The organism is Roseateles sp. T103, assembly GCF_057219915.1.
In genome coordinates this window covers 108,673-131,639 of record NZ_JBXVVS010000006.1, presented here as the reverse complement: position 1 = coordinate 131,639, position 22,967 = coordinate 108,673, and the positions used below count along the sequence as shown (strand labels likewise).

24 protein-coding genes are annotated in these 22,967 nt (G+C 67.1%); 8 read left to right on the top strand and 16 right to left on the bottom strand.

What is annotated here, in order from left to right; all coding sequences use genetic code 11:
• Positions 1-143: 143 nt before the first annotated feature.
• Genes trmD through rpsP form a run of 3 tightly spaced genes read right to left on the bottom strand, consistent with a single transcriptional unit; the run spans position 144 to position 1,833 of the window.
• Positions 144-917, bottom strand: coding sequence for a tRNA (guanosine(37)-N1)-methyltransferase TrmD (trmD, locus tag AC2EBS_RS16675; protein WP_484729570.1), 774 nt, complete (start codon positions 915-917; stop codon positions 144-146).
• 29 nt (positions 918-946) lie between these two features.
• Positions 947-1,573 carry a ribosome maturation factor RimM gene (rimM, locus tag AC2EBS_RS16670; RefSeq protein ID WP_484729569.1) on the bottom strand — a complete coding sequence of 209 codons (627 nt, stop codon included), beginning with the start codon at positions 1,571-1,573 and terminating at the stop codon, positions 947-949.
• An 8-nt stretch (positions 1,574-1,581) separates the two neighbouring features.
• A complete protein-coding gene (gene rpsP, locus AC2EBS_RS16665; protein ID WP_484729568.1) occupies positions 1,582-1,833 on the bottom strand; it encodes a 30S ribosomal protein S16 in 252 nt (83 codons plus the stop codon).
• 230 nt (positions 1,834-2,063) lie between these two features.
• On the opposite strand from rpsP, the gene AC2EBS_RS16660 reads away from it, so the two are divergent.
• On the top strand, positions 2,064-2,609 hold the full coding sequence (locus tag AC2EBS_RS16660) for a GNAT family N-acetyltransferase (RefSeq protein ID WP_484729567.1): 546 nt from the start codon (positions 2,064-2,066) through the stop codon (positions 2,607-2,609).
• On the top strand, positions 2,606-3,061 hold the full coding sequence (locus AC2EBS_RS16655) for a TM2 domain-containing protein (protein WP_484729566.1): 456 nt from the start codon (positions 2,606-2,608) through the stop codon (positions 3,059-3,061). The genes AC2EBS_RS16660 and AC2EBS_RS16655 overlap by 4 nt, the downstream gene beginning before the upstream one ends.
• Positions 3,062-3,073: 12 nt before the next feature.
• Here AC2EBS_RS16655 and AC2EBS_RS16650 read toward each other — a convergent pair whose 3' ends face one another.
• The 8 genes from AC2EBS_RS16650 to murJ all read right to left on the bottom strand — a co-directional run bounded on the left by AC2EBS_RS16650 (position 3,074) and on the right by murJ (position 10,929).
• Positions 3,074-4,084: an anion permease gene (locus tag AC2EBS_RS16650; protein WP_484729565.1), complete on the bottom strand. Its 1,011-nt coding sequence runs from the start codon at positions 4,082-4,084 to the stop codon at positions 3,074-3,076.
• A 15-nt stretch (positions 4,085-4,099) separates the two neighbouring features.
• A complete protein-coding gene (locus AC2EBS_RS16645; protein WP_484729564.1) occupies positions 4,100-4,747 on the bottom strand; it encodes a DUF47 domain-containing protein in 648 nt (215 codons plus the stop codon).
• A 137-nt stretch (positions 4,748-4,884) separates the two neighbouring features.
• A complete protein-coding gene (gene folK, locus AC2EBS_RS16640; protein WP_484729563.1) occupies positions 4,885-5,397 on the bottom strand; it encodes a 2-amino-4-hydroxy-6-hydroxymethyldihydropteridine diphosphokinase in 513 nt (170 codons plus the stop codon).
• Positions 5,394-6,968 (bottom strand): polynucleotide adenylyltransferase PcnB, encoded by a 1,575-nt coding sequence (gene pcnB, locus AC2EBS_RS16635; protein ID WP_484729562.1) that lies wholly within the window; start codon positions 6,966-6,968, stop codon positions 5,394-5,396. The genes folK and pcnB overlap by 4 nt, the downstream gene beginning before the upstream one ends.
• Positions 6,965-7,633: a histidinol-phosphatase gene (locus AC2EBS_RS16630; RefSeq protein WP_484729561.1), complete on the bottom strand. Its 669-nt coding sequence runs from the start codon at positions 7,631-7,633 to the stop codon at positions 6,965-6,967. The genes pcnB and AC2EBS_RS16630 overlap by 4 nt, the downstream gene beginning before the upstream one ends.
• Positions 7,630-8,307: a DnaA regulatory inactivator Hda gene (gene hda, locus AC2EBS_RS16625; RefSeq protein WP_484729560.1), complete on the bottom strand. Its 678-nt coding sequence runs from the start codon at positions 8,305-8,307 to the stop codon at positions 7,630-7,632. Before hda ends, AC2EBS_RS16630 begins: the two co-directional genes overlap by 4 nt.
• 155 nt (positions 8,308-8,462) lie before the next feature.
• Positions 8,463-9,329 (bottom strand): SirB1 family protein, encoded by an 867-nt coding sequence (locus AC2EBS_RS16620; RefSeq protein WP_484729559.1) that lies wholly within the window; start codon positions 9,327-9,329, stop codon positions 8,463-8,465.
• A 37-nt stretch (positions 9,330-9,366) separates the two neighbouring features.
• Positions 9,367-10,929, bottom strand: coding sequence for a murein biosynthesis integral membrane protein MurJ (murJ, locus tag AC2EBS_RS16615; protein ID WP_484729558.1), 1,563 nt, complete (start codon positions 10,927-10,929; stop codon positions 9,367-9,369).
• 149 nt (positions 10,930-11,078) lie between these two features.
• On the opposite strand from murJ, the gene rpsT reads away from it, so the two are divergent.
• Positions 11,079-11,372, top strand: coding sequence for a 30S ribosomal protein S20 (rpsT, locus tag AC2EBS_RS16610; RefSeq protein ID WP_484729557.1), 294 nt, complete (start codon positions 11,079-11,081; stop codon positions 11,370-11,372).
• Between the two features lie 70 nt (positions 11,373-11,442).
• Here the strand turns inward: rpsT and AC2EBS_RS16605 are convergent, their stop codons facing one another.
• Both AC2EBS_RS16605 and AC2EBS_RS16600 read right to left on the bottom strand, forming a co-directional pair.
• Positions 11,443-12,300, bottom strand: coding sequence for an alpha/beta fold hydrolase (locus tag AC2EBS_RS16605; protein WP_484729556.1), 858 nt, complete (start codon positions 12,298-12,300; stop codon positions 11,443-11,445).
• A 288-nt stretch (positions 12,301-12,588) separates the two neighbouring features.
• Complete coding sequence (locus AC2EBS_RS16600; protein WP_484729555.1) at positions 12,589-12,918, bottom strand: DUF3579 domain-containing protein; 330 nt, start codon at positions 12,916-12,918, stop codon at positions 12,589-12,591.
• A gap of 246 nt (positions 12,919-13,164) precedes the next feature.
• Here AC2EBS_RS16600 and AC2EBS_RS16595 point away from each other — a divergent pair, with 246 nt between their 5' ends.
• Positions 13,165-14,367, top strand: a complete 1,203-nt coding sequence (locus AC2EBS_RS16595; protein WP_484729554.1) for an acetylornithine/succinylornithine family transaminase — start codon at positions 13,165-13,167, stop codon at positions 14,365-14,367.
• On the top strand, positions 14,364-15,326 hold the full coding sequence (argF, locus tag AC2EBS_RS16590; protein WP_484729553.1) for an ornithine carbamoyltransferase: 963 nt from the start codon (positions 14,364-14,366) through the stop codon (positions 15,324-15,326). Before AC2EBS_RS16595 ends, argF begins: the two co-directional genes overlap by 4 nt.
• On the opposite strand, the gene AC2EBS_RS16585 is transcribed toward argF, so the two are convergent.
• Positions 15,306-16,145, bottom strand: coding sequence for a substrate-binding periplasmic protein (locus AC2EBS_RS16585; protein WP_484729552.1), 840 nt, complete (start codon positions 16,143-16,145; stop codon positions 15,306-15,308). The two genes, argF and AC2EBS_RS16585, sit on opposite strands and share 21 nt — an antisense overlap.
• Positions 16,146-16,231: 86 nt before the next feature.
• On the opposite strand from AC2EBS_RS16585, the gene AC2EBS_RS16580 reads away from it, so the two are divergent.
• Genes AC2EBS_RS16580 through AC2EBS_RS16570 form a run of 3 tightly spaced genes read left to right on the top strand, consistent with a single transcriptional unit; the run spans position 16,232 to position 18,806 of the window.
• Positions 16,232-16,987, top strand: coding sequence for a metallophosphoesterase family protein (locus AC2EBS_RS16580; protein ID WP_484729551.1), 756 nt, complete (start codon positions 16,232-16,234; stop codon positions 16,985-16,987).
• A gap of 16 nt (positions 16,988-17,003) precedes the next feature.
• Positions 17,004-18,461 carry a serine/threonine protein kinase gene (locus AC2EBS_RS16575; RefSeq protein WP_484729550.1) on the top strand — a complete coding sequence of 486 codons (1,458 nt, stop codon included), beginning with the start codon at positions 17,004-17,006 and terminating at the stop codon, positions 18,459-18,461.
• Positions 18,462-18,479: 18 nt separating this feature from the next.
• Positions 18,480-18,806: a YkgJ family cysteine cluster protein gene (locus tag AC2EBS_RS16570; protein ID WP_484729549.1), complete on the top strand. Its 327-nt coding sequence runs from the start codon at positions 18,480-18,482 to the stop codon at positions 18,804-18,806.
• 3 nt (positions 18,807-18,809) lie between these two features.
• Here AC2EBS_RS16570 and AC2EBS_RS16565 read toward each other — a convergent pair whose 3' ends face one another.
• Both AC2EBS_RS16565 and AC2EBS_RS16560 read right to left on the bottom strand, forming a co-directional pair.
• Positions 18,810-20,009, bottom strand: coding sequence for a CDC27 family protein (locus AC2EBS_RS16565; protein ID WP_484729548.1), 1,200 nt, complete (start codon positions 20,007-20,009; stop codon positions 18,810-18,812).
• Positions 20,010-20,096: 87 nt separating this feature from the next.
• Complete coding sequence (locus tag AC2EBS_RS16560; RefSeq protein ID WP_484729547.1) at positions 20,097-22,895, bottom strand: alpha-1,6-glucosidase domain-containing protein; 2,799 nt, start codon at positions 22,893-22,895, stop codon at positions 20,097-20,099.
• Between the last annotated feature and the right edge of the window lie 72 nt (positions 22,896-22,967).

Here is a 22,967-nt window from a genome sequence, read left to right as displayed (position 1 = left end):
GCCGACATGGCAGGAAGAGCAGCGGTCCCGACACCACGGCCTACGCCGCGGCATCTCGGCCCGCACAGCGATCGCTGACGGCCCGGCAGAGGATCGAAAAGCCCGACATTATAGCCATAGACTGGCGCCGCTCCCGGCCGGACTCAGCCCTGGCGACTTAATGCGGCCAGGAACCTCTCATCGGCCTGGCTGAGGCTGCCGGCACGGCGTGCAGCCTCGATCAGTTCCGGACGACGGCGCCAGGTCAGCTCCAACGACCGCTCCCGACGCCAGCGCGCGATCTGCGCATGATGGCCCGAGAGCAGCACCGGTGGCACCGGCAGGTCTTCGACCTGCCCTGGCAGGCCGCTGAGCAGCTCGGGCCGGCTGTAGTGCGGACAGTCCAGCAGGCCATCGGCTGAGAAGCTGTCCTGTTGGTGCGAGGCCGCGTCGTTCAGCACCCCTTGCTGCAGCCGCGCAATGCCGTCTAGCAGGGCCAGCGCGGGTAGTTCACCACCAGAGAGCACGAAGTCGCCCAGGCTCAACTCAAGCGTTACATGACGGTCGAGAAAGCGCTGATCGATACCCTCATAGCGGCCGCAGAGCAGCACGCCACCAGTCCCTTGCGCGAGTTCGTCGATCAGGCGCTGATCGATACGCCTGCCTGTCGGCGTGAAGTGGATCACCGCAGGCTGCGCATCACCGCGATCGGACTTGACAGCAGCCAATGCACGTTCCAGCGGCTCGACCAGCATCACCATGCCGGGACCGCCTCCGTAGGGCCGATCATCGACGCGGCGATAGGCATCGTCGGCGAAGTCGCGCAGCTGCCACAGCCGCACATCCACCTGACGACTCTCGAAAGCGCGACGCGTCACACCGCAGCGAAGCGGCGCATCGAAGAGTTCGGGAAACAGCGTGATGACGTCGAAGCGCATGATGGGTGCGCCACCGGCTTGTCGCCAGCTCAGTAGTCCAGGCCCCAGTCGACCAGGATGCGTCGCTGCTCGAGATCCACCTGGTCAACGAAAGCGGCGACGAAGGGAACCAGGCGCTCCTGGTCAGGCTTGATCGGAGGGGTCAGCCCGGGCGGCGCGATGCGCAGCACACTGTGCGGACCGGTGTCGAGCAAGTCGATCACCGTACCAAGCGCCTCGCCCTGGCGGTTGAGCACTGCCAGCCCGATCAGGTCCACCCAGTAGTACTCATCCGGATCGGTCTTGGGGAAAGCAGCTCGCGAGACGAAGATGCGCGCACCACGCAACGCTTCGGCAGCACTGCGGTCCGCGACCCCCTCGGCGCTGGCCACAATGCCCTCGCCGTGGTCACGCACCGAGAGAATCTTCAGCACGGAAGGCAGTGTCCCGGCTTTGGCGGCAGGCGGCAGGGCCGCTGCCGGTTTCCTGTCGTCACCGGGCTTGAGAAACCAACGGCGCGAAGAGAAAAGCGCCTGGGCATCGGCCGAATAGGCCTGGACCTTGAACCAGCCCTTGATGCCCCAGGCGTCCGCGATGCGTCCGATCTCGATCGCGTCCTCGGGCCACGCCGCCTCATCGGAGACGGCCGGCACGGTGCGCTGCAGATCGAACGCCACGCGCTTGCTTAGGCCGTAGCCTTCTTGGCCTGGGTCAGCAGGCGGGCCACGGTCGGCGAGACCTGAGCGCCGACGCCGGTCCAGTAGCTCACGCGATCCAGCGCGATGCGCAGCGGTTCGGCTGCACCGGAAGCCACCGGGTTGTAGAAGCCCACGCGCTCGATGAAGCGGCCGTCACGGCGGTTCTGGCTGTTGGCGACGACGATGTTATAGAAAGGGCGCTTCTTGGAGCCGCCGCGTGCGAGTCGAATCACGACCATGATGAATCCTTTGCTGATCTCTGTCTAAAGCGTTCCACCGCACCAGGAGACACTCAGGGCGAGCAGATCGGGGAGCGGTCCGACGGCCGTAAAGCAACAGCCGTGAAGAACCGCCATATTTGGCACTGTAGATACGCCACCGACTCATTAAAGCCGGAAAGGCCAACGCCAAAACCGCGCATTATAAACTCGGCCCACCGAAAAAATCTCCTAACACTGTCAGCAATCCCATGCCCGCCCCAGCAGCTGCTCTGCTGATCCGCTCCAGCACCGAAGCGGACCTCCCGGCCATTCAGGCCATCTACCAAGACGCCGTGCTGAATGGCACGGGCACCTTCGAGACCGAGCCGCCAGACATCGCCGAAATGGCGCGCCGTCGCCAGGAAGTGCTGAGCCGCCAGTTGCCTTGGCTGGTCGCCGAATCGCAGGGACACGTGCTGGGCTATGCCTACGCCAACTACTTCCGCCCCCGCCTGGCTTATCGCTTCTGCGTCGAGGACTCGATCTATCTGCACCCGGACAGCAAGGGGCGCGGCATCGGCCGGCTGCTGCTCGCCGAACTGGTCGCACGCTGCGAGGCGGCTGGCGCGCGGCAGATGGTCGCCGTGATCGGCGACGCCGGAAACCAGGGCTCCATCGGCGTGCACGCCGCCTTGGGCTTCCAGCACACGGGCGTGCTGAAGGACTCGGGCTGGAAGTTCGGTCGCTGGCTGGACGTGGTGCTGATGCAGCGGCAGCTCGGTGAAGGCGCACAGACCAGCCCGGAGGTGGCATGAGCCAGCTCAGCGCCTACAAGTCCAAAACCATCGCCGCTTGGCTGGCCCTGCTGTTGGGCGGCTTCGGCGTGCACCGGCTCTATCTCCACGGCACGACGGACAAACTCGCCTGGCTGCACCCCATCCCGATGAGCCTCGGGCTGTATGGCCTGCAGCGCATGGAGGTGCTCGGCCAGGATGATCGCCTGGCTTGGTTGCTGCTACCGCTGCTGGGTTTGATGCTCAGCCAAGCTGCGCTCTGCGCCATCATCTACAGCCTGACCAAGGACGCCAACTGGGACGCGAGGCACAACGCTGGCCGGGAGGGCCCATCCAGCGGCTGGGGCGCGGTGCTGGCAGCAGTGGCCGCCCTGCTGATCGGCGGCGCGGCGCTGATGGCGACGATCGCTTTCAGCGCCCAGCGCTATTTCGAGTTCCAGGTCGCCACAACGCCGGACGAACCCACGCGCTGAGCTGCCGCAGGCTCAGAACAAGGTGAAGCTGAGCCAGTAGGCCGCGCCGGCCATGAAGGCCGAGGCCGGGATGGTGAAAATCCAGGCCCAGACGATATTGCCCGCCACGCCCCAGCGCACCGCCGATGCCCGCTGCACCGAGCCCACGCCGACGATGGCCCCGGTGATCGTGTGCGTCGTGGACACCGGGATGCCCAGCGAGGTGGCCAGGAACAGCGTGATCGCGCCCCCCGTCTCAGCGCAGAAGCCGCCGACGGGTTTGAGCTTGGTGATCTTCTGTCCCATGGTCTTGACAATGCGCCAACCGCCGAACATGGTGCCGACGCCAATGGCGATGTAGCAGACCCAGATCACCCAGGACGGCGGCATCGAGTCACCCGCGCCGACATAGCCTGCCGCAATGAGCAGCATCCAGATGATCCCGATGGTCTTCTGCGCATCGTTGCCGCCGTGCCCGAGACTGTAGAGGCCGGCCGACACCAGTTGCAGGCGCCTGAACCAATTGTCCACACGCAAGGGCGAAGTCCGCCGGAACAACCAGGCGACCACCACCATCAGCAGCGATCCGAGCAAGAAGCCCAGCAGCGGCGACACGAAGATGAACAGCACCGTCTTCAGCACGCCGGCACCGATGAGCTTGGACGCACCGGCCTTGGCGATCACCGCGCCGACGATGCCGCCGATGAGCGCATGCGACGAGCTCGACGGAATTCCGTAGAGCCAAGTGATGATGTTCCAGGCGATCGCCCCGATCAGCGCCCCGAAGACCACATGGTGATCGACCACACCGGGCTCCACGATGCCCTTGCCCACCGTGGCGGCCACTTTCAGCTGGAAGAACGCGATCGCCAGCACATTGAAAAAGGCGGCGAACAGCACCGCCTGCTGCGGCTTGAGCACGCCGGTGGAGACCACCGTCGCGATCGAATTGGCAGCATCGTGGAAGCCGTTCATGAAGTCGAACATCACCGCCAGCACGACCAGCAGCGCGACGACCCAGAACGCAGTCTGTATCGAGTCCATGGGGATCCCGACCGATCAAGAGTTCTCGAGGACGATGCCCTCGATCAGGTTGGCCACGTCCTCGCAGCGGTCGGAGATGGACTCCAGTTGCTCATAGATCGCCTTGAGCTTGATGAGTTCGCGAACGTCTTCCTGCTCGCGGAACAGCGTGGACATCGCCGAGCGCATCACGCGATCGGCATCCGATTCCAGCTTGTCGATCTCTTCGCAGGTCTTGATCGCCGCCTCGGCCGTCTGCGGCTGGCTCAGCTTGGGCAGCAGCGACACCGCATGCTGGACCCGCTCGCAACAGCGGGCCGACAGCTCGCCCAGCCGCAGCACTTCGTCCGGGATGCTGCGCACATCGTAGAGCGACAGCGTTTCGCTGGAGTCCTGCAGCAGATCCAGCACATCGTCCATGGCGTTGATCAGGCCGTGGATCTGTTCGCGGTCTATGGGTGTGATGAAGGTGCGGTGCAGCAACCGGTTGACCTCCGCGGTAATGCGGTCCGCGTGATGCTCGGCGGCATCCACCTCGGCGGCGTATTTCTCGCGCAAGTCCGCATCGGCGTAGTTCTGGATCATTGCCATGAAGGCGCGCGCACCTTCAGCGATCTTCGCGCCGTGCTCGTTGAAGAGCTCAAAAAAATTGCCCTCGCGGGGCAGCAACTTGCCAAACAGCATTGCGGACTCTCCTGCCGCCATTGGCTGCAGCTCACGGCAGCCAATGGCACCCCTTGTCATCAAAATGTCACAACGGCGTAACCGTCATCTGCTAAGCGAGTGTACCGGCTCGCCCGGCACTGCCCGGCGCAGCAGCTTCAGCGCAGCGGGTCGGCAAGGCGCTCGATGGCCTGTTCGGCAACTGCCGGCAATCGCTCGATCAGGGGGCCGATGCCGGGCGCGGTCATAGCCGGAGCGAGCTCCAGCAGCGGCAGCAGCACGAAAGCCCGCAGATGCAAGCGAGGATGGGGCAGACACAGCGTCGCGTCGTCGCTGCACTCGTCGCCGTAAAGCAGCAGGTCCAGATCCAGCGTGCGCGGCGCATTGCGGTAGGGGCGCTCACGCTGATGCTGCGCCTCGATCAGGTGCAGTGCGGCCAGCAGACGCGCCGCGGGCAACGCGGTTTCGATGCGGGCCACGGCGTTGAGGAAGTCAGGGCCATCAGCCTCGACCGGCGCACTGCGATAGACCGAAGACACTGCCGTCACCACGGTGTCCGGCAATGCCGCCAGCGCCGCCAGCGCAGAGCACAGCGCGGCGCGGGTGTCGCCCAGGTTCGCGCCCAGCCCGACAAAGGCGGTAGCGGGCCCAGGCGCCGGCCGCAGCGTCATGCAGCGGTATCGTTCGATGCAGCGCCAGCCCCACCCTGCCCGTTCGCCGATGACTTCGGCTTGCGACGACGACGACGCTTCTTTGCCGCCACTGGCAGCGGCTCCCCTTCCGGCGCCGGTTCCGCCACGGCCGGCGGCGCTTCTGCGCCTTGCGTTCGCGGCACACGATGCACCTTGGGCCCACGTCGCTGACTCTCGCGCACCTGCTCGAGCAGAGCCTTGCGCTCATCCTCGTCGCCGAGGGCGAAGTCCTCCCACCAGTCCACCAGGCTGAAGTCGACCTCGCCAACATCGGCGCGCAGCACCAGGAAATCGAAGCCGGCACGGTAGCGCGCCTGCTCGACCAGACTGTACGGACCGCTGCCGCTGCGGCGATCGAAGCGCGGCTGCATCATCCAGATCTCGCGCATATCGGCCGCGAGCTTGCCGCGTCCAGAAATGTCGCCAATGCGCGCGTCGAAGACCTGGTCGATGGCCTGCTGAAGTGCCGGTATCGGCGCCTCGCTCTCGCGCAGCTTGGCCCAGCGCGACTGCACCTCATGCCAAAGCAGACAGGCAAGCATGAAGCTCGGCGCAACGCTGCGCCCCTCTGCGACACGCTTGTCGGTATCCTCGAATGCACGCCGTACGAAACGGCCGCGCACGCCGTCACCCAGCTTGCCGTGCTCGTCCAGCACTGCATCCAGCACCGGGAAGACACCGCGAGCCAGGCCCTGCTTGTGCAGTTCCTCGATGCTTGCCAGCGCATGCCCCGTCTGCAGCAGCTTGATCATCTCGTCGAACATGCGCGAGATCGGCACGTTGGCAAGCAGAGCCGCATTCGCCTTGATCGGCGCGCGTGTCTTGGGCTCGAGCTCGAAGCCCAGCTTGGCAGCAAAGCGCACCGCGCGGATGATGCGCACCGGATCTTCGCGATAGCGCGTCAGCGGATCGCCGATCATGCGCAGCACGCGCTTGCGCGCATCCGCCATGCCGCCGTGGTAGTCGACCACGAGCTGGCGCTGTGGGTCGTAGTACATCGCGTTCACGGTGAAGTCGCGCCGCGCCGCGTCCTCGATCTGCGGGCCCCAGACGTTGTCGCGCAGCACACGGCCGCTGGCATCCACCGCGTGCGACTTGCCGACCAGATCGTCCTTGGACGTCTTCTCATTGCCAGCCACCTGCTCGGCCTCGTCGCTACCCAGCAGCGCACGGAAGGTGGAGACCTCGATCACCTCGTGCTCGCGGCCACGCCCGAACACCACATGGACGATGCGGAATCGCCGACCGATGATGAAGGCACGGCGAAACAGGCTCTTCACCTGCTCTGGCGTGGCATCGGTCGCGACATCGAAGTCCTTCGGCCGCTGGCCGAGGATCAGATCGCGCACCGCGCCACCGACGATATAGGCTTCGTAGCCGGCATCCTTGAGGGTCTGCACCACGCGTACCGCTCGCTCGTCGAGCAAGGCCGGGTCGATGCCATGCTCGCTGGCAGGCACGTCCTGCCGCTTGCCCAGCGGGCTCTTGGAGGTCTTGGGCGCCGTGGCCGAGGGCTTGCCCAGCAGCTTGTCGATGAATTTCTTGATCATGCGAAGAGTCTCAGCACAGGCCAGCTGCGCTCGTGGGCAATCGCCTCCAGCGCCGGAGTGGGGTTGGTGGCGACCGGTCGACTGACACGCTCGAGCAGCGGCAGGTCGTTGATCGAATCGCTGTAGAAGGTCACACGCTCGAAATCGGCCCATTGTCGCCCGAGCCCGGCCAGCCATTCGTCCACACGCTTGATCTTGCCCGCCTGGAAGGACGGCACACCGTCGATGGCACCGGTGTAGCGCCCGGCTGCGTCGCGCTGCAGCTTCACCGCGATGAGGTGCTCGATTCCGAACGCTTCCGCGATCGGCGCAGTGACGAATTCATTCGTCGCCGTCACCACGGCAAGCAGATCACCAGCCTCGGAGTGGCGGCGCACCAGCGCCATCGCCGTCTCGGTCAGCATGGGCTGCATCACCTCGGCCATGAACCGCCGCCGCGCGGCCAAGGCCTCCTCCAGCGGTCGCGTGCGCCAGACCGAGGTGGCGAAGTCGATATAGGCGTCCAGATTCAGCACGCCGGCCTGGTATTCGGCGAAGAACTCATCGTTGCGGCGCCGCCAAGCCTCGCCATCGGCCCAGCCGATGTCGACCATGAAGCTGCCGAAGGCGTGGTCAGAGTCGTGCGGGATCAGCGTACCGTCAAGATCGAAGAGGGTCAGGTTCATGGGGTCGGATTGTCTGCGGTGCTGAGCATCTGCTTGAGCAGCGGCACGGTGACGGCGCGCTTGTGCGCCAATGCGAATTCGTCGAGCCGGTCGAGCAGGGTCATCAGGCTTTTCAGGTCGCGCGCGAAGCGCGTTAGCAGGTAGTCCATCACCTCGTCCGACAGAAAGATGCCCCGTCGGTCCGCCTCGCGCCGCAGCGCGGCGCGCACCTCAGGCTCGGCCAGCGGCTGCAATGCATAGGTCGGCCCCCAGCCCAAGCGGGTACGCAGGTCCTCACGCAGCGGCAGATCCACCGGAGGGGCAGTACCGGTGGCGACGACGGCCAGCCCCTGCGTCGCCGCCTCGACAAAGAGTTGAAAGGCTGCATGCTGCTGGACCTGATCGAAATCCTGGCAATCGTCCAGGAGCAGCAGGCTGGCGTTGGCAGGCAAATCCCAGGGGGTGCGTGTGCTGGCGTCGTACCAGCCTACCTGCGCACCGGCCGCCTGCCAGGCACCGGCCAACGCGCGTAACAGATGCGTCTTGCCGCAACCTGCCGGTCCCCAAATGAAGACAGGAGGCGCGCCGGGCTTCAGGCCGCGCAACTGCTCCAGCGCCGCCGCGTTTGCCCCGGTCAACAGGTTGGCGAAGCTGAAGTCAGGCTCCGGCCCCAGCGAAAGCGGAATCTGCTTCAAATCCGGGCACCTCTAGCCGGCGGGCCCGACAAGGGTTCCAGGACATGGCGAGAGCGCAATGGCGCCCTGCAGGGCGTAGCGGCAGACTTCATCGGTGACAGCAGGTTCGAAGCGCCGCGATTCTAAGCGTCACCGGGCGCTGCAGCCGCTTGCGCTCAGTGCAAGCTCGGCCCGGACCGTCCGCGCAAGCCGGCCAGACGCGCCAGCACTTCGAGACGATCGCCCGCATCTGGCGCCAGCGCGAGATAGCGCTCGAGGTCGCCGCAGGCCAGCCCCCACAAACCCAGCATCTCCTCGACGCCCGCGAGTTCAAGGCGCTCTGCCGCATCCTGCGGCAGCAGCAGCACCAGTCGCTGCTGCACGCGAAGCAGACGCTCCCAGTGGCCGTGGCTGCGATGGACCTCCTTCAGGTTGCGCAACATGCGCGCCAGGATCTGCCGCGGCGTTGCCGGCCGCAACAGCTGCTCGAGCGGCAGCGCTCCGATCTCGCCCGAGCCCTGCGCCCGGTAAGGCAGCAAGGCCTCCTCGAGATCCTCGCGCGACAGCGAGTCGCCAGTCAGCGGATCCAGCACGACGTCACCCTGGGGCAGATGCAACCTCAGCAGGAAGTGCCCCGGAAAGCCGATGCCCTGCGCGCGCAGCCCGATGGCACCGGCCAGCTCGAGATAGATCACGGCCAGGGTGATGGGGATGCCGCGGCGTGTCGCGAGGACCTGGTGAAGATAGCTGTTGCCGGCGTCGTAGAAGTTGTTGGCATTGCCGGCAAAGCCCATCTCGTCATGCAAGAAGTGCTTGAGCATGCGCAGCCGGTGCAGGGGCGCCGCATCGGGCGCAAGTCTTCGGTGCAGCCGCGCCGAGAGCGCGTCGACCTCATGGATCACCGCCTGGACATCCAGACCGGGGTCCTCATCCTGGGCCAGCGAGGCGGCAGCTTCGAGCAGATTCAGCCCAGCGTCCTCAGCCACCAGGGCAGAGAAATACTCGTGGGGTGTCGGCGCACGCAGGCGCAGCGGAGAGCTCATGCGTCGAGTGTACGTGCGGGATATCGGCCCCGCCGCCTCAGGCCCTGCGCGCGAACTGCCTCAGCCGCAGGCCCAGCACGGCCAGCACGGCGAAGTAGACCGCCGCTGAAGCGAGCAGGCTGCCCGCCATGGCGAGAGCTCGCCACAGCTCGTGCTGTCCGAGCTGCACCCAATCAAGCTTGCTCGCCAGCAGGTATTGCAGCGCGCCCATCACAGCCGAAGCGACAACGATGCGCAGCGCGAAGCCGGTCCAGCCGGCTGCCGGGCGGTAGCTGCCGAGCTGCAGCAGCCCGCGCAACAGCCAGGCCGCGTTGATCAAGGCCCCCAGTCCGATCGACAAGGCCAGCCCCGCAACGCCCAGCCAGGGCACCAGCACGGCATTCATCGCCTGCGTCAGCAGCAGCACGAACAGAGCGATGCGCACAGGCGTGCGGGTATCGAGTCTTGCAAAGTAGCCGGGCGCCAGCACCTTGATGCCCACCAGGCCGAGCAGGCCGACGCCGTAGCCCATCACCGCCGCTGATGTTTGAGCCACATCGGCAGCACCGAACGCACCCCGGTGATAGAGCACTGACACCAGCGGCGCCGCGAAGACGAGCAGCGCCACTGCGCAGGGCAGCGCCAGCAGCAAGACCATGCGCAAGCCCCAGTCAAGCAGCTCCGAATAGGCCTGCGCCTCTCCCTTGGCCTGGGCCGCAGCAAGCTGCGGTGTCAGCACCACGCCCAGCGCCACGCCGAGCAAGGCAGTGGGGAACTCCATCAAGCGATCGGCATAGGTCAACCAGGACGCCGCTCCTTCACCGACGAAGATGGCCAGTTGGGTGTTGATTACCAGCGACAGCTGCGCAACGCCGACCCCCAGCAAGGCGGGCGCCATCGCTTTCAGCATCTGCCCCACACCGGGATGTGCGGCAGCACGACGCAGCGCCCGCGGCGTGACGCCGATCCGCGGCAGCACCCCGATGCGAGCAAGAGCTGGCACCTGCACCGCCAACTGCAGCACGCCGCCAAGCATCACGCCCATCGCCAGCGCGTAGATCGGCTGAATGCCCTGACGCTCCAGGTAAGGCGAGAGCCACCAGGCTGCGCCGATCACGCTCAGGTTCAGCAAAACCGGTGTCGCGGCAGGCAACAGAAAGCGCCTCCAGGTGTTCAGCACCCCGGCCGCCAAGGCCACCAATGACATACAGCCGATGTAGGGAAACATCCAGCGCGTCATCACGACTGCGGCCTCGCGCCCCTGCGTCGGCAGCCCGGCGCCAAGCAGCCAGACAAGCAGCGGCGCGCCCAGCACCCCAAGTACGCAGGTCAGCAGCAGCACCCAGGCGAGTAGCGTCGCCACGGCATTGACCAGATCGCGCGTTGCCTCATCGCCATCCCGAGCTCGGGTGCTGGCCAGCAAAGGCACGAAGGCCTGCGAAAAGGCGCCTTCCGCGAACAGGCGCCGCAACATGTTCGGAATCCGGAACGCCACCTGGAAGGCATCCGTCAACGTGCTGGCACCAAACATCGCCGCCAAGGTCTGCTCCCGGACCAGCCCGGTTACACGGGAGGCCAGGGTCATCACCGAGATCAGTGAAGCAGATCGAAGCAGGTTCATGGCGTGTAGGCAAGCCCGGGGGGAAGGCAAGGCGGGCGCATTATCCCTGCGCGCCCCGCCGCCACGGCCCTGCGCAGCCTTCACTTGTACCAAGGCCAGTCAAAAGTGCTACACTCGCGGTCTTTGCACCATCCGGGTAGATTCACGACATGGCAACCTCTTCCAAAGCTAAGAAGACCGTTCGTCTGGCTTCGGGCCGCAAGCGCGCTCGCCAAGACGTCAAGCTGAACGCCGCCAACACGGCTCTGCGCTCCAAATTCCGCACGGTCATCAAGAACGTGCAAAAGGCTGTTGTCGCTGGCGACAAGGCCAAGGCCACCGAGCTGTTCAAGACCGCTCAGGCCGTGATCGACTCCGTGGCCGACAAGGGCATCTTCCACAAGAACAAGGCCGCACGCCACAAGAGCCGTCTGTCGGCCAAGATCAAGGCACTGGCCGCCTGATTTCCCTGATCGGTGCAAAGACCCTAGGGAAAGCCCGCCTCGGCGGGCTTTTCTGCTTTTCAGCCCGTCCTCAGCGCCCCTTCGAGCCAGCGGCCATGCCGCAATCACGCGCCCCGGCACCGCGCAAGGCCTCATGCTGCGCACGCAGCCGGAGCCAATCCGACACTGCGCTGGCCACCCAAGGCGCATCGTCCAGCGGCAGATCGTGCCCCGCCTTCGTATGCATGCGCAGCGGCACGCCCCACGCGCGGCTGAGCGCGCGCGAGCAGTGCCAGTCGACGAGTTCGTCACCCCGGCTGCACAGCAACAACATGGGCACCGACGGGGCGAGACGACTGGCGCGGAATCGGGCCGCAGCCAGCAGCTGCCGCACACCGTTGCGCAGCGCCAGCGGTTGCGCCTTGTGCAACTCGACCCAATGGTCGATCACCGAGTCAGGCTCGCTCACCAAGCGCGAAGTCAGGGACAGTACCCGGGCTTCACGCCAGCGCACCCCCAGGCGCAGCAGACCCAGCGCGAGCAGCTTCCAGTAACTGACCGGTCGCACGCGCCGGTAGAGCGGGCTATAGGGCCGCAGGCTGGTATTGATCAGCACGGTGGCGCTCACCTCATGCGGATAGCGCGTGGCCCAATCGCAGGCCACCATGGCTCCCAGAGACATGGCGAGCAAGTGGAAAGGCCCCCGGTGCCCCCGCCGCCGGAGTTCCTCCCGGCAGGCATCCACAAGCGCTGGCACCCGGCTTGGACTGGTCAGCTGGTGAAGTTCACCATCACCAGGCAAATCCAGCGTCACCAATTCAACCTCGTCGAGCTGCCGAGCGATCTCGGCACGAAAGACATCAGGGAAGTTACCCCAGTGACCGCCTCCACGGCCCAAGCCGCGCAGCATCACCCAGCAGGTTTTTCGCCCGACCTCGCCCGCCATCATCCAGCCTCGCAGGCAGCGGGAGCCCTTGTCACGAATACGAAAGCGGCGGCAGCACGCTGCCCTAGGCACTGGTCCTGCACACTGAAGGTGTCGTCGATTCGCATCGCGTCGTGAGCTGATTGGGTGCAGATCGCGCGCAGGAGAGATGCGCACAGATGCCGATCAAAGCCAGCTTTTAGCAAGGGCCGACCACCATAGCAAGCCACCCTCGCGCAATGAGCGCGCCTGCGTCACCCAAACGCGGTTCAAAGTTGATCGACAGGCGTGAGGGGCCGCAGCAGCGACTGTTCAGCGCTTGACCGGCACGTCCGGCAGCAGGCAAGCCTCGGCGACCTGCAGACCGTTGTCCCGCGCGAAGTTCATGACGAAGTCCCAGGCCATCGGCTCGATGTCGCGCAAGGCCTCGTTGACGATGACGCACTTCACGCCATTGATGACGCGCGGCACGCAGTAGGGCGAGTAGCCGATGTGGGCGCCCGGCCCGCCCCGCATGCCCCCCGGCCTGAACGAGGACATCGCTCCAGCCAGACGCTCAGCCCAATCGCTTGGACGGAAGGTCCGTCCATCCTGGGTGAGGCCCTGGATGAACACTTCGCGCGGTTTTGGGGGCTGACTCATACGAAAGGACGCTTGTCGACGTGTTCGGCTTGATCGCGCCCCGTCGGGCGCAGCACTCCGCCACGGGCTTTGCGGCGAAGCCGCTATTGTGCCCTGCTTGTGCTGCGCCGCAGCAGATCCAGATGCCGGCATCCGGTTGCTGCGGCAGTTCTTGGCGCTACGGACCAGACGTGCCGGGGCCGCCTTAGAATCAAACCGAGCGCGCCGATCGAGCGCGCTCGTTTCATTGGTAGAACTGGAGAGTCGATGAGCGCCGCCGTCCCGTCCGAGCCGCATGTGATGCAAACCTATGGCCGCGTACCCCTTGCCCTGTCGCATGGCAAGGGCTGCTGGGTCTGGGACATCAACGGCCGACGATACCTGGACGGACTGGCCGGCATTGCGGTCAACACCTTGGGCCATGCTCATCCCAAGCTGGTCCCGGCTCTGCAAGAGCAGATCGGCAAGCTGATCCACACCTCGAACTACTACTTCGTGCCGCTGCAGGAGCAGCTGGCCGCCAAGCTGTGCGAGCTCTCGGGCCTGAGCAAGGCCTTCTTCTGCAGCACCGGTCTGGAGGCCAACGAGGCCGCGCTGAAGATCGCTCGCAAGTTCGGCAACGACCGCGGCATCACGCCTCCGGAAGTGCTGGTCTTCGAGGGCGCCTTCCATGGCCGCTCGATCGCCACGCTGTCGGCCACCGCCAACCCTAAGGTCCATGCCGGCTTCGGCCCGCTGGTGCCGGGCTTCGTGCGCGTGCCGCTCAACGACGTTCCGGCCGTTGAGGCCGCACTGCAGGCACATCCCAATATCACCGCGATCTTCCTGGAAACCATCCAGGGCGAAGGCGGCGTCAACCCGGCCCGCATCGAATTCCTGCAGGCCTTGCGCCGCATCTGCGACGAGCGCAACCTGCTGCTGATGCTCGACGAGGTGCAGTGCGGCATCGGCCGTACCGGCAAGTGGTTCGCCCATCAATGGGCCGGCATCGTGCCGGACGTGATGCCGCTGGCCAAGGGCCTGGGCTCGGGCGTGCCGGTCGGCGCGGTGGTGTGCGGCCCGCGCGCTGCAGAAATCCTGCAGCCCGGCAACCATGGCACCACCTTCGGCGGCAACCCGCTGGCGATGCGCGCCGGCGTGGAGACGCTGCGCATCATGGAAGAGGAAGGGCTGCTGGACAACGCCGCCAAGGTCGGCGCCGCCCTGAAGGCCGCACTGCAGCGCGAGCTCGCCGGCGTGGCCGGCGTGGTCGAGGTGCGCGGCCAGGGCCTGATGCTGGGCATCGAGCTCGACCGCCCTTGCGGCGCCCTGCTCGCCCAGGCCGCCGAGGCAGGCCTGCTGATGAGCGTCACCGCTGAGCGTGTGATCCGCCTGGTCCCCGCGCTGATCATGAGCGAGGACGAGGCAGCGCAGCTTGTTGCCATTCTCGTGCCCCTGGTCAAGGCCTTCCTGAGCCAGCCCAAGCCATGAAGCCTGGAGACAGCCTGATGCGTCACTACCTGCAGTTCAAGGACTTTCGCGCCGAGGAGTACGCCCACCTGTTCGACCGCGCGGCCATCATCAAGCGCCGCTTCAAGAACTACGAGCGCTATCAGCCTCTGGTCGACCGCACGCTGGCGATGATCTTCGAGAAGGCCAGTACGCGCACTCGCGTCAGCTTCGAGGCGGGCATGTACCAGATGGGCGGCTCGGTGGTGCACCTCACCACCGGCGACAGCCAGCTCGGCCGCGCCGAACCGGTCGAAGACAGCGCGCGCGTGATCAGCCGCATGGTCGACCTGGTGATGATCCGCACCTTCGAGCAGAGCAAGATCGAACGCTTCGCTGCGCACTCGCGCGTGCCGGTGATCAACGGTCTGACCAACGAGTTCCATCCCTGCCAGATCCTCGCCGACCTGTTCACCTTCATTGAGCATCGCGGCATGGACCGCCGGGGCGCGATCGACATGGACTGCCTGAAAGGCCGCGTCGTCGCCTGGGTGGGCGACGGCAACAACATGGCCAATACCTGGCTGCAGGCGGCGGAGATCCTTGGCTTCACCGTGCACGTCAGCACCCCCAGCGGCTACGAGATCGACCCCGCGGTGGCAGGCATCCGGAACGCCGGCTGCTACAAGGTCTTCAAGGACCCGCTGGAAGCCTGCCGCGGCGCCGACCTCGTCACCACCGACGTGTGGACCAGCATGGGCTACGAGGCCGAGAACGAGACGCGGCGCACCGCCTTTGCGGACTGGTGCGTCGATGCCGAGATGATGGCCGCGGCCAAGCCCGATGCGCTCTTCATGCACTGCCTGCCCGCGCATCGCGGCGAGGAGGTGACCGCCGAGGTGATCGACGGGCCGCAGTCGGTCGTCTGGGACGAGGCCGAAAACCGCATGCACGTCCAGAAGGCACTGATGGAGTACCTGCTACTGGGCCGGATCGGCTGAGCCGCTGCGGCGTGGCCGTATGCTGCCCTCCAGGCTGCTCGCCGGGTAGTACTGTTGGAAGGCGCGCCAGGGCGCGCCGCTGCGCGACATGCGATCGAAGAGGACGGTCAGGGCATTGCGGTCCGCCTCGCTCAAGGCGCTGCGTGACAGGTAGACGCCTGCCTCCGTCCACGGGAACTCCTCGAGCGGCTCCACCCTCAAGCGACCGAGCAGGTGACGAATGCGCGTATCGGTCATCATGGAACCGCTCAGGATCGAGGGCGCCATCACTGTGACGTCGGCCATGCCGGCCTCCAGCATGCGCGCAACCGAGACCGGATCGCGGTCGAGCAAGAGGCGCCCCTGCTTGCGCAGCTCCTCGACCATGCGCTGGTACTCGCCGCCAAAGTCGAAACCGCGCACCAGCGCGACGCGCAGGCCCTTCTCGGCCAGCAACTCGGCCAGGCTCCCGATCGGCGCACGCTCGCTTTGCAGCGACAGCAAGGTGGCGCGCGACTGGATCAAGGGCACGAACACGCCGAACTCGTCCCGCCTCGCGCTGCGGCTGGCCGGCACCAGCATGTCGATCTGCCCGGCCTCGAACAGAGCCTCCACCCTGGCCCGCGGCACCACCGAGAACTCGAAGCTGCAGCCGCCACCGGCACTGCGCAGCAAGTCCGGATAGACACCGCCGATACGGCCATCTTCGACGATCACGCTCAAGCCCAGTGCAGCCACCGGCGCGCGGATCGGCCGCGAGCACTGGGCTCCGGCCGGCAGCGCCGCCAGCAGTGCCAGCGCAGTGACTGCGCCTCGGAAGGCCTTCGAGTTGAACTGCATAGGCAGGTCCTCCTGTGGCTGTGGCCACAAGCATAAGGCCTGCACCTGATCAGCCAGCTGTCAGCGCCCTGTAGCATGCTCGCACCATGAAGATTGCGCTGATCACCGACCTGCATGCCAACCGCGAAGCCTTCGAGGCCGTGCTGGCAGACGCCCGCGCCTGGGGCTGCGAGCAGTTGGCTCTGCTGGGCGACTTCGTAGGCTATGGCGGCGACCCCGGCTGGCTGGTGTCGCAGGTCCAGGCCCTGGTGGCCGAGGGTGCGATCGCGGTGAAGGGCAACCACGACGACGCCGTCGTCAAGGGTCCGCACAGCACGATGCGCGAAGACGCACGGGCTGCCGTGATCTGGACGCGCGAGCAACTCAGTGCCGAGCAACTGGACTTTCTCGGCCGGCTGCCCCTGCATGTGCGCCTCGATCGCTGCCTGTTCGTGCATGCGAATGCCTATGCGCCCGCCGAGTGGGAGTACATCCAGGGCCGCGCCGAAGCGGTACGCAGCATGCAGGCCTCGCCCTGCATCTACACCTTTTGCGGCCACATGCACGAGCCGATGCTCTACCACCTCTCGGGCACCGGCAAGGCCGGCGAGTTCACGCCCGTGCCGGGCGTGGAGATCCCGCTGCTGGACAACAGGCAGTGGCTGGTCGTGCCCGGTTCCTGCGGGCAGCCGCGCGATGGCAATCCGGCCGCCTGTTATGCCCGCTTCGAGACCCGCACCGGCATGCTGAGCTTCCAGCGGGTTCCCTACGACTGCGAGAGCGCTGCGGCGCGCATCCTCGCCACCGGCATGCCTGCCAGCGTGGCGCAACGTCTGGCCGAACGCCTCGGCCATGGCAACTGAGCAGCAACACACAGCCATGAGCAGCACACCAGCCCGCGACTCCAAGCAAGACCTGCAACCCGTCGGGCCGCTGGAGCCGGGCATGGTGATCGATGGATTCCGGCTCGAGGAGCATCTGCACCAGGGCGGCATGGCGCATCTGTGGCGGGTCAGCCGCGCCGACGGCAGCGAAGCCGAAGTACCGCTGATCATGAAGGTGCCGCGCATCATGGGCGGCGAGGACCCGGCCAGCATCGTCGGCTTCGAGGTCGAGCAGATGCTGATGCCGGTGCTCAAGGGGCCTCATGTGCCGCGCTTCGTCGCCCGCGGCGACTGGACGCGGCAGGCCTACATCGTGATGGAGCGCATAGCCGGCGTCTCGCTGCGGCCGCGCCTGGACGAGGCACCGCTGCCGCTGGAAGAAGTCGTGGCCATCGGCGCGCGCGTGGCCGACGCCCTGCAGGACCTGCACCGCCAGCATGTGGTGCACCTGGACATCAAGCCGAGCAACATCATGTTCCGCCCCGACGGCACGGCGGTGCTGGTGGACTACGGCCTGTCGCGACACGACCACCTGCCCGACCTGCTGGAGGAAGAGTTCTCGCTGCCCATGGGCACCGGTCCCTACATGTCTCCCGAGCAGGTGCAGTTCGTGCGCAACGATCCGCGCAGCGACCTCTTCGCGCTGGGCGTGATCCTCTACCACCTCAGCACCGGCGAGCGGCCCTTTGGCCAGCCGCAAACGGTGCGCGGTCTGCGCCGGCGTCTCTACGTCGATCCGGTGCCACCGCGTGCAATCGTTCCCGAACTGCCCGAATGGTTCCAGGAGATCGTGCTGCACTGCCTGGAGGTCAAGGCCGAGCGTCGCTACCAGAGCGCAGCGCAGCTCGCGCTGGACCTGCGCCACCCCGAGGGCATCACGCTGACCTCGCGTGCCACGCGCATGCATACCAGCGGCCTGGTCAAGCGTCTGAAGCGCTGGTTCTTTGCGATGGGAGCGGAGCCGGCCGCGCCGGCGGCCTCCGCCGCCGAGCACATCGCGCGCAGCCCCATCATCATGGCGGCGGTCGACACACAGGGTTCGCCGGCGCTGCTGGAGCTGCTGCGCGAGACGGTGCGCCGCATCGTGCAGACCGAACCCGGCGCGCGCCTGGCCTGTGTCAGCGTGATGCGCGTCGCGCGCATCGGCATGGACGAGCTCACCGACAGCGAGGGCAAGAGCGTGCACGTCAAGCAGCTGATCGCGCTGAAGCACTGGGCACGGCCGATCAGCAAGGCGCTCACGCTGGAAGACGCGCGGCTGACCTTCCATGTGCTCGAGGCGCCCGACGCCGCCAAGGCCATCATCGAGTTCGCCGGCAAGACCGGCGTCGATCACATCGTCATGGGCGCGCGCGGCAACTCGGCACTGCGCCGTTATCTGGGCAGCGTCTCGGCCCAGGTGGTGGCCGAATCGGAATGCTCGGTCACCGTGGTGCGCGCGCCAGAGTCCTGAACCCGCCTCAGCCCTGTGATGAGCGAGAACCCCTGCACCAGCTGTGGCGCCTGCTGCGCCTCGTTTCGCGTCGACTTCAGCAGTGAAGAGCTGCAAAGCGCCGGCGGCTGCGTGCCCGACGGCCTGGCGGTAGAACTGCGCCCGGGCCTGGCGCGCATGCGCGGCACCGATCATGCGCAACCGCGCTGCGCCGCGCTGGTCGGCACGGTGGGCCAGCGCGCCAGCTGCGGCATCTACGAGTGGCGTCCCTCGCCCTGCCGCGAATTCGGCCTGCGTGCGCCGCTGGGCATCGGCGACGAGGCCTGCGCCCGCGCGCGGGCACGCCACGGCCTGACGCCCCTCTAGGCCCTAGAGCTGCCGGTCCGCCTGACGCTGTCGTCCGCCCCCGGCGGACGGCAACTGTGCGCGCAGCGCCGCCAGCTTGGCCGAATAGCGCTGGCGCTCCTGCTCACCGACGCTGTGCTCGCGAGCCTGCAGCAGCTCGTCGCGCGCCTCGTTCAGCTCGCCCAGCGCGTAGTGCGACATGGCGAGCAGAAAGTGCAGCTCGGACGAATAGGACATGCGATCCAGCTCACGGCGAAACTGGCGCTTGGCCGTCTTGAAGTCGCCAGCGCGCAGCGCGGCCAGACCGAGGTCGTAGTACTTGTAAGGAGGCTCCGGCTGGAGCTGCGCCAGCCGCTGCGCCAGCAACTCGGCCTCGGCTTCACGCCCCATGTGGCGCAGCGTCAGGACCAGGTTGGACAGGGCCGGCGCATTGGCCGCCTCCACCGCGGTCACCTGACGAAACACCTGCGCCGCCAGCTCCAGCTGGCCCAGGCGGCGATAGATCACGCCCAGGGTGTTGAAGGCCCCGAGGAAACGCGGATCGCTGCGCACCGCCGAGCGCAGCCACCAATAGGCCTGGTCGAGATCGCCCTCCAGCAAACGCTCGGCCGCGCGGTTGTTCATGTACATCGCCACCAGCGTGCGTTCCTCGATCTCGCGACTGCGTTGACCGCGTAGATCCTCGCCGGGCAGAAAATCAACGATCAGCGCATCGCGCCCGTCGGCAGAGACGCCGCGTTCGCCGAGGCTGCGGCCCAGGGTCAGGTTGACATGCCCGCTGACCAGGTCGAGCTGCCCGCTGCGGCGCCACTGCGACTCGACGAAGACATCGTTGTAGCGCACCGGCAGATCCAGCGCCTTGGCGAAGGCGGCCGTCATCAGCACCAGAGACATGCAATTGCCGCGCCGCGCCGCAAAGGCCTCGGCGGCATTGCGGGTGAAGTCGGCGTCGTATTCCAGCTTCAGCGGACTGCGCGGCGCCAGCGCATCGAGCAGCCCCTGGCGCGCACCGACCCGACGCGCCTGCGGGCGGATGACCTGATCGAGGAAGGCCTGCATCTCCTCGCTGAGTGCCAGCACCTGTTCGGTGCCGGGAGGCCGCGTGTCGGGCCCGAACAGCTCGTCACGCAGCAGGCGGCTGCCGTCCAGTCCGGCCGTGGGCGTGGCACAGCCGGCCAGCGCGACCGCCACCAGCGCCACCAAGAGTCGTACCAGGGTTGCCATCGCCAGCGCTCCTCTAAGAGTCGGGCCCAGGTCGGCAACTTAGCACCCTCGGCGGCGCGCCGCCAGCCGCAGGCGACGAAGGGCGGCTCAGCGCAGCACGAAGACCACCGCCGAGCGGGCCGGGATCTGGAAGTGACCGCTGTCGGGCTGGAACGCCGCTTGCTCGGCCACACGCCGGTCCGCCGCCTGAGGCGAGCGATGCACCGGGTGCAACTCGAAGGCCTGGCCGCGGGCGAAGGCCAGTTCCAGCGCGGCCGGCTCGGGCGCCACGTTGATGAAATAGGCCAGCCGCGCGAAGCCCGCGCCAGGCAGACCGCGCCCATCCAGTTCGGCGCCGATCAGCGTCGGTTGCGCTTGCGCACCGCCGTCGATGAAGCGCAGGCGCGCCCTCACCTCGTCGGCGCTCGTTAGGCGGAACAGCGCTGACGAGGCGCGGATGCGCAGCAGGTCGGCGAAGGCATCGCGGGTCCAGCGGATCTGTGCCGGCGCGGGGCGGATGCGCTCGGCCAGCTCCAGCAGCGGACGCATCTGCGCATGGTGGGCGGCGTTGTCGGGAGCCGGCGGCAGACCGGTACCGAAATGGTGCTCGGTGAGGCTCCAGTCCAGACGGTTGAACCAGTCGCCTGAGTCATAGCTGTTGCGGTCCAGCGACTTGCTGCGCAGGATTTCGGCCCCGGCATGCACATAGGACACACCCTGGCTGAACAGCGTGGTGGCCAGACCCAGCAGCTGCACACGCGCACGGTCCTCGGTCGAGGTCTCCAGCGGCAGGCGCATCGCATTGGTGTCGAACAGCGTCTGGTTGTCGTGGTTCTCCACGTAGTTCACCACCTCGCCGGGCGCGGCCGCATAGCCGGCGGGCTGACCGGCATAGTCGATGCGGGACAGCGGCAGTTCCTGGCCCTGGTGGTTGCGCATCACGTAGTCGCGCAGCGTGCCGGCCAGACCGACGCGCACCAGGTCCGCAGCGCGCTGCAGCTCCTCTCGAGTCGCAGCACCACCCAGCGCGTTCGGCGCATAGTGCAGCCCGTTGATCCAGCCCTGGCGGCGGACCATCGCCTCGCCGCCATCACTGGCACTGCCGCCGCGCACCGCATCGCGCGCGCGGTCGCTGAAGCTGGCAATGCCGCTGCCGGCCAGCGACAGCTGCGACGCCTGCACGAAGCGGGCGCCATTGGCGACCTCGCCGAAGTTCCAGCCTTCGCCGATGAACTGGACCTCGCGCCCGAGCTCACGCCGCAGCCGGCGCTGCATGGCCTCCATCACTGAGCGTGGCTGATGGCCCATCAGGTCGAAGCGGAAGGAGGCCATCTTGTACTCGCGCGCCCACAGCAGCACCGAGTCGCTCATCAGCTTGGCCATCATGCGATGCTCGGTCGCGGTGTTGTCGCAACAGGTCGAGCGCTCGATCCGGCCCAGCGCGTCGTAGCGCAGGTAGTAGCCGGGCACGATGCGATCGAGCACCGAGTGCACATGCTGGCCGGAAGCCGAGACATGGTTGTAGACCATGTCCATGCCCACGCGCAGTCCGGTGCGATGCAGACCCATGACGGCTTCGCGCAGCTCGATCACGCGGCGCGCGCCGTCGTCCGCATCGCTGGCGAAGCTGCCCTCGGGCGCATTGAAATGCAGCGGGTCGTAGCCCCAGTTGAAGCAGTCGCGTGCGGCCTGCGCCATCACCGCCGCCTGCTGAGCCTCGCTGGCCGGGCCGGTGCGGCGCGGATCCGGCACGGACGGCTCGACACAGCCGGTTTCAGGCACCGTGGCGAAGTCGAACACTGGCAGCAGGTGCACATCGGTCAGACCGGCCTCGGACAGCAGGCGCAGATGTCGCATGCCCTGGGTGTCCGCTTCGGCGAAGGCCTGGTAGCGGCCTCGGCGCGCCGCGGGTACCGAAGCATCGTCGCGCGAGAAGTCGCGCACATGCAGCTCGTAGACCACCATGTCGGTGTTGTGGCGCACCCGCTCGGGTATGGCCGAAGCGTCCCAGCCTGGCGGCTTCAGCGCCGCCGAGCGCAGATCGCCGATGTAGGCGCGGCGAGAGTCGGCGCTCAGGCTGATCGCATAGGGGTCGGCAACGCGGTTGCGCACGCGGCCGACGCCGCGCTGGTGCACCTCGACCAGATAGCTGTAGTAGCCGCCGACCAGATCGCCGGACAGCTGCACGCGCCAGACGCCGCTGGCCTCGTCGCGCTGCATGGCCAGCGCGCGCCGCGCGCTGCCGCGGGCACTCTCGTAGTGGCACAGGGCCACGGCCTTCGCTGTCGGCGCCCATAGCGCAAAGCGCGCCTGCGGCCGGCCTGCCTGCGCCAGCGTCACGCCCAGATCGTCGACCCGCTCGGCCGCAGCGAAGACCCGGTCGAGCACCGGGGCCAACTGAAGCGCGGTGCGCTGCAGCACGCGGCCCGCCGCGTCCTCGCGCACCAACCACAGCTGCTCGCGCAAGAGCGCGCGCAAGCGCCGATCCGGCAGCCCCTGCGGCACCAGCAGCTGGCCGTCGCCGAGGTAGGCATGGCTGCGTGCGAAGGCGCCGGGCACGGCGCGGCCCGCAGGCCTGAGCCGCAGAGCACCGTCCGCCCCCCGCACGACCTCGCCCTCGGCCGCACTCAGACGCCCGGCCGCCGAGTGGTAGAGCACGAATCGCTCGCCGTCCCGCGCGGATGCAGCACCCGCCCAGAAGAGGGCGCGGCGCGACAACCAATGCGCCGCCGCAGCCTCGGGCGACGCCGCATCGACCGCCTGCAGCAGCTGGGCGGATCCCTCGGCATCGCAGGCCTGCTGCAACTCGGCGACCGACGGGGTCGCCTCCAGCGCCCAGACCCGTGTGGCAGCCAGGCCGACCCAAGCCCAGACGAGCCAGCGCCCGCGCACTCCTGAACCCTTCAACGCCATGTCTCCTCCAGTTACGGCATCTCGCTCACAGATAGTAGCAAAACTACTCATCCTCACACACCAGTC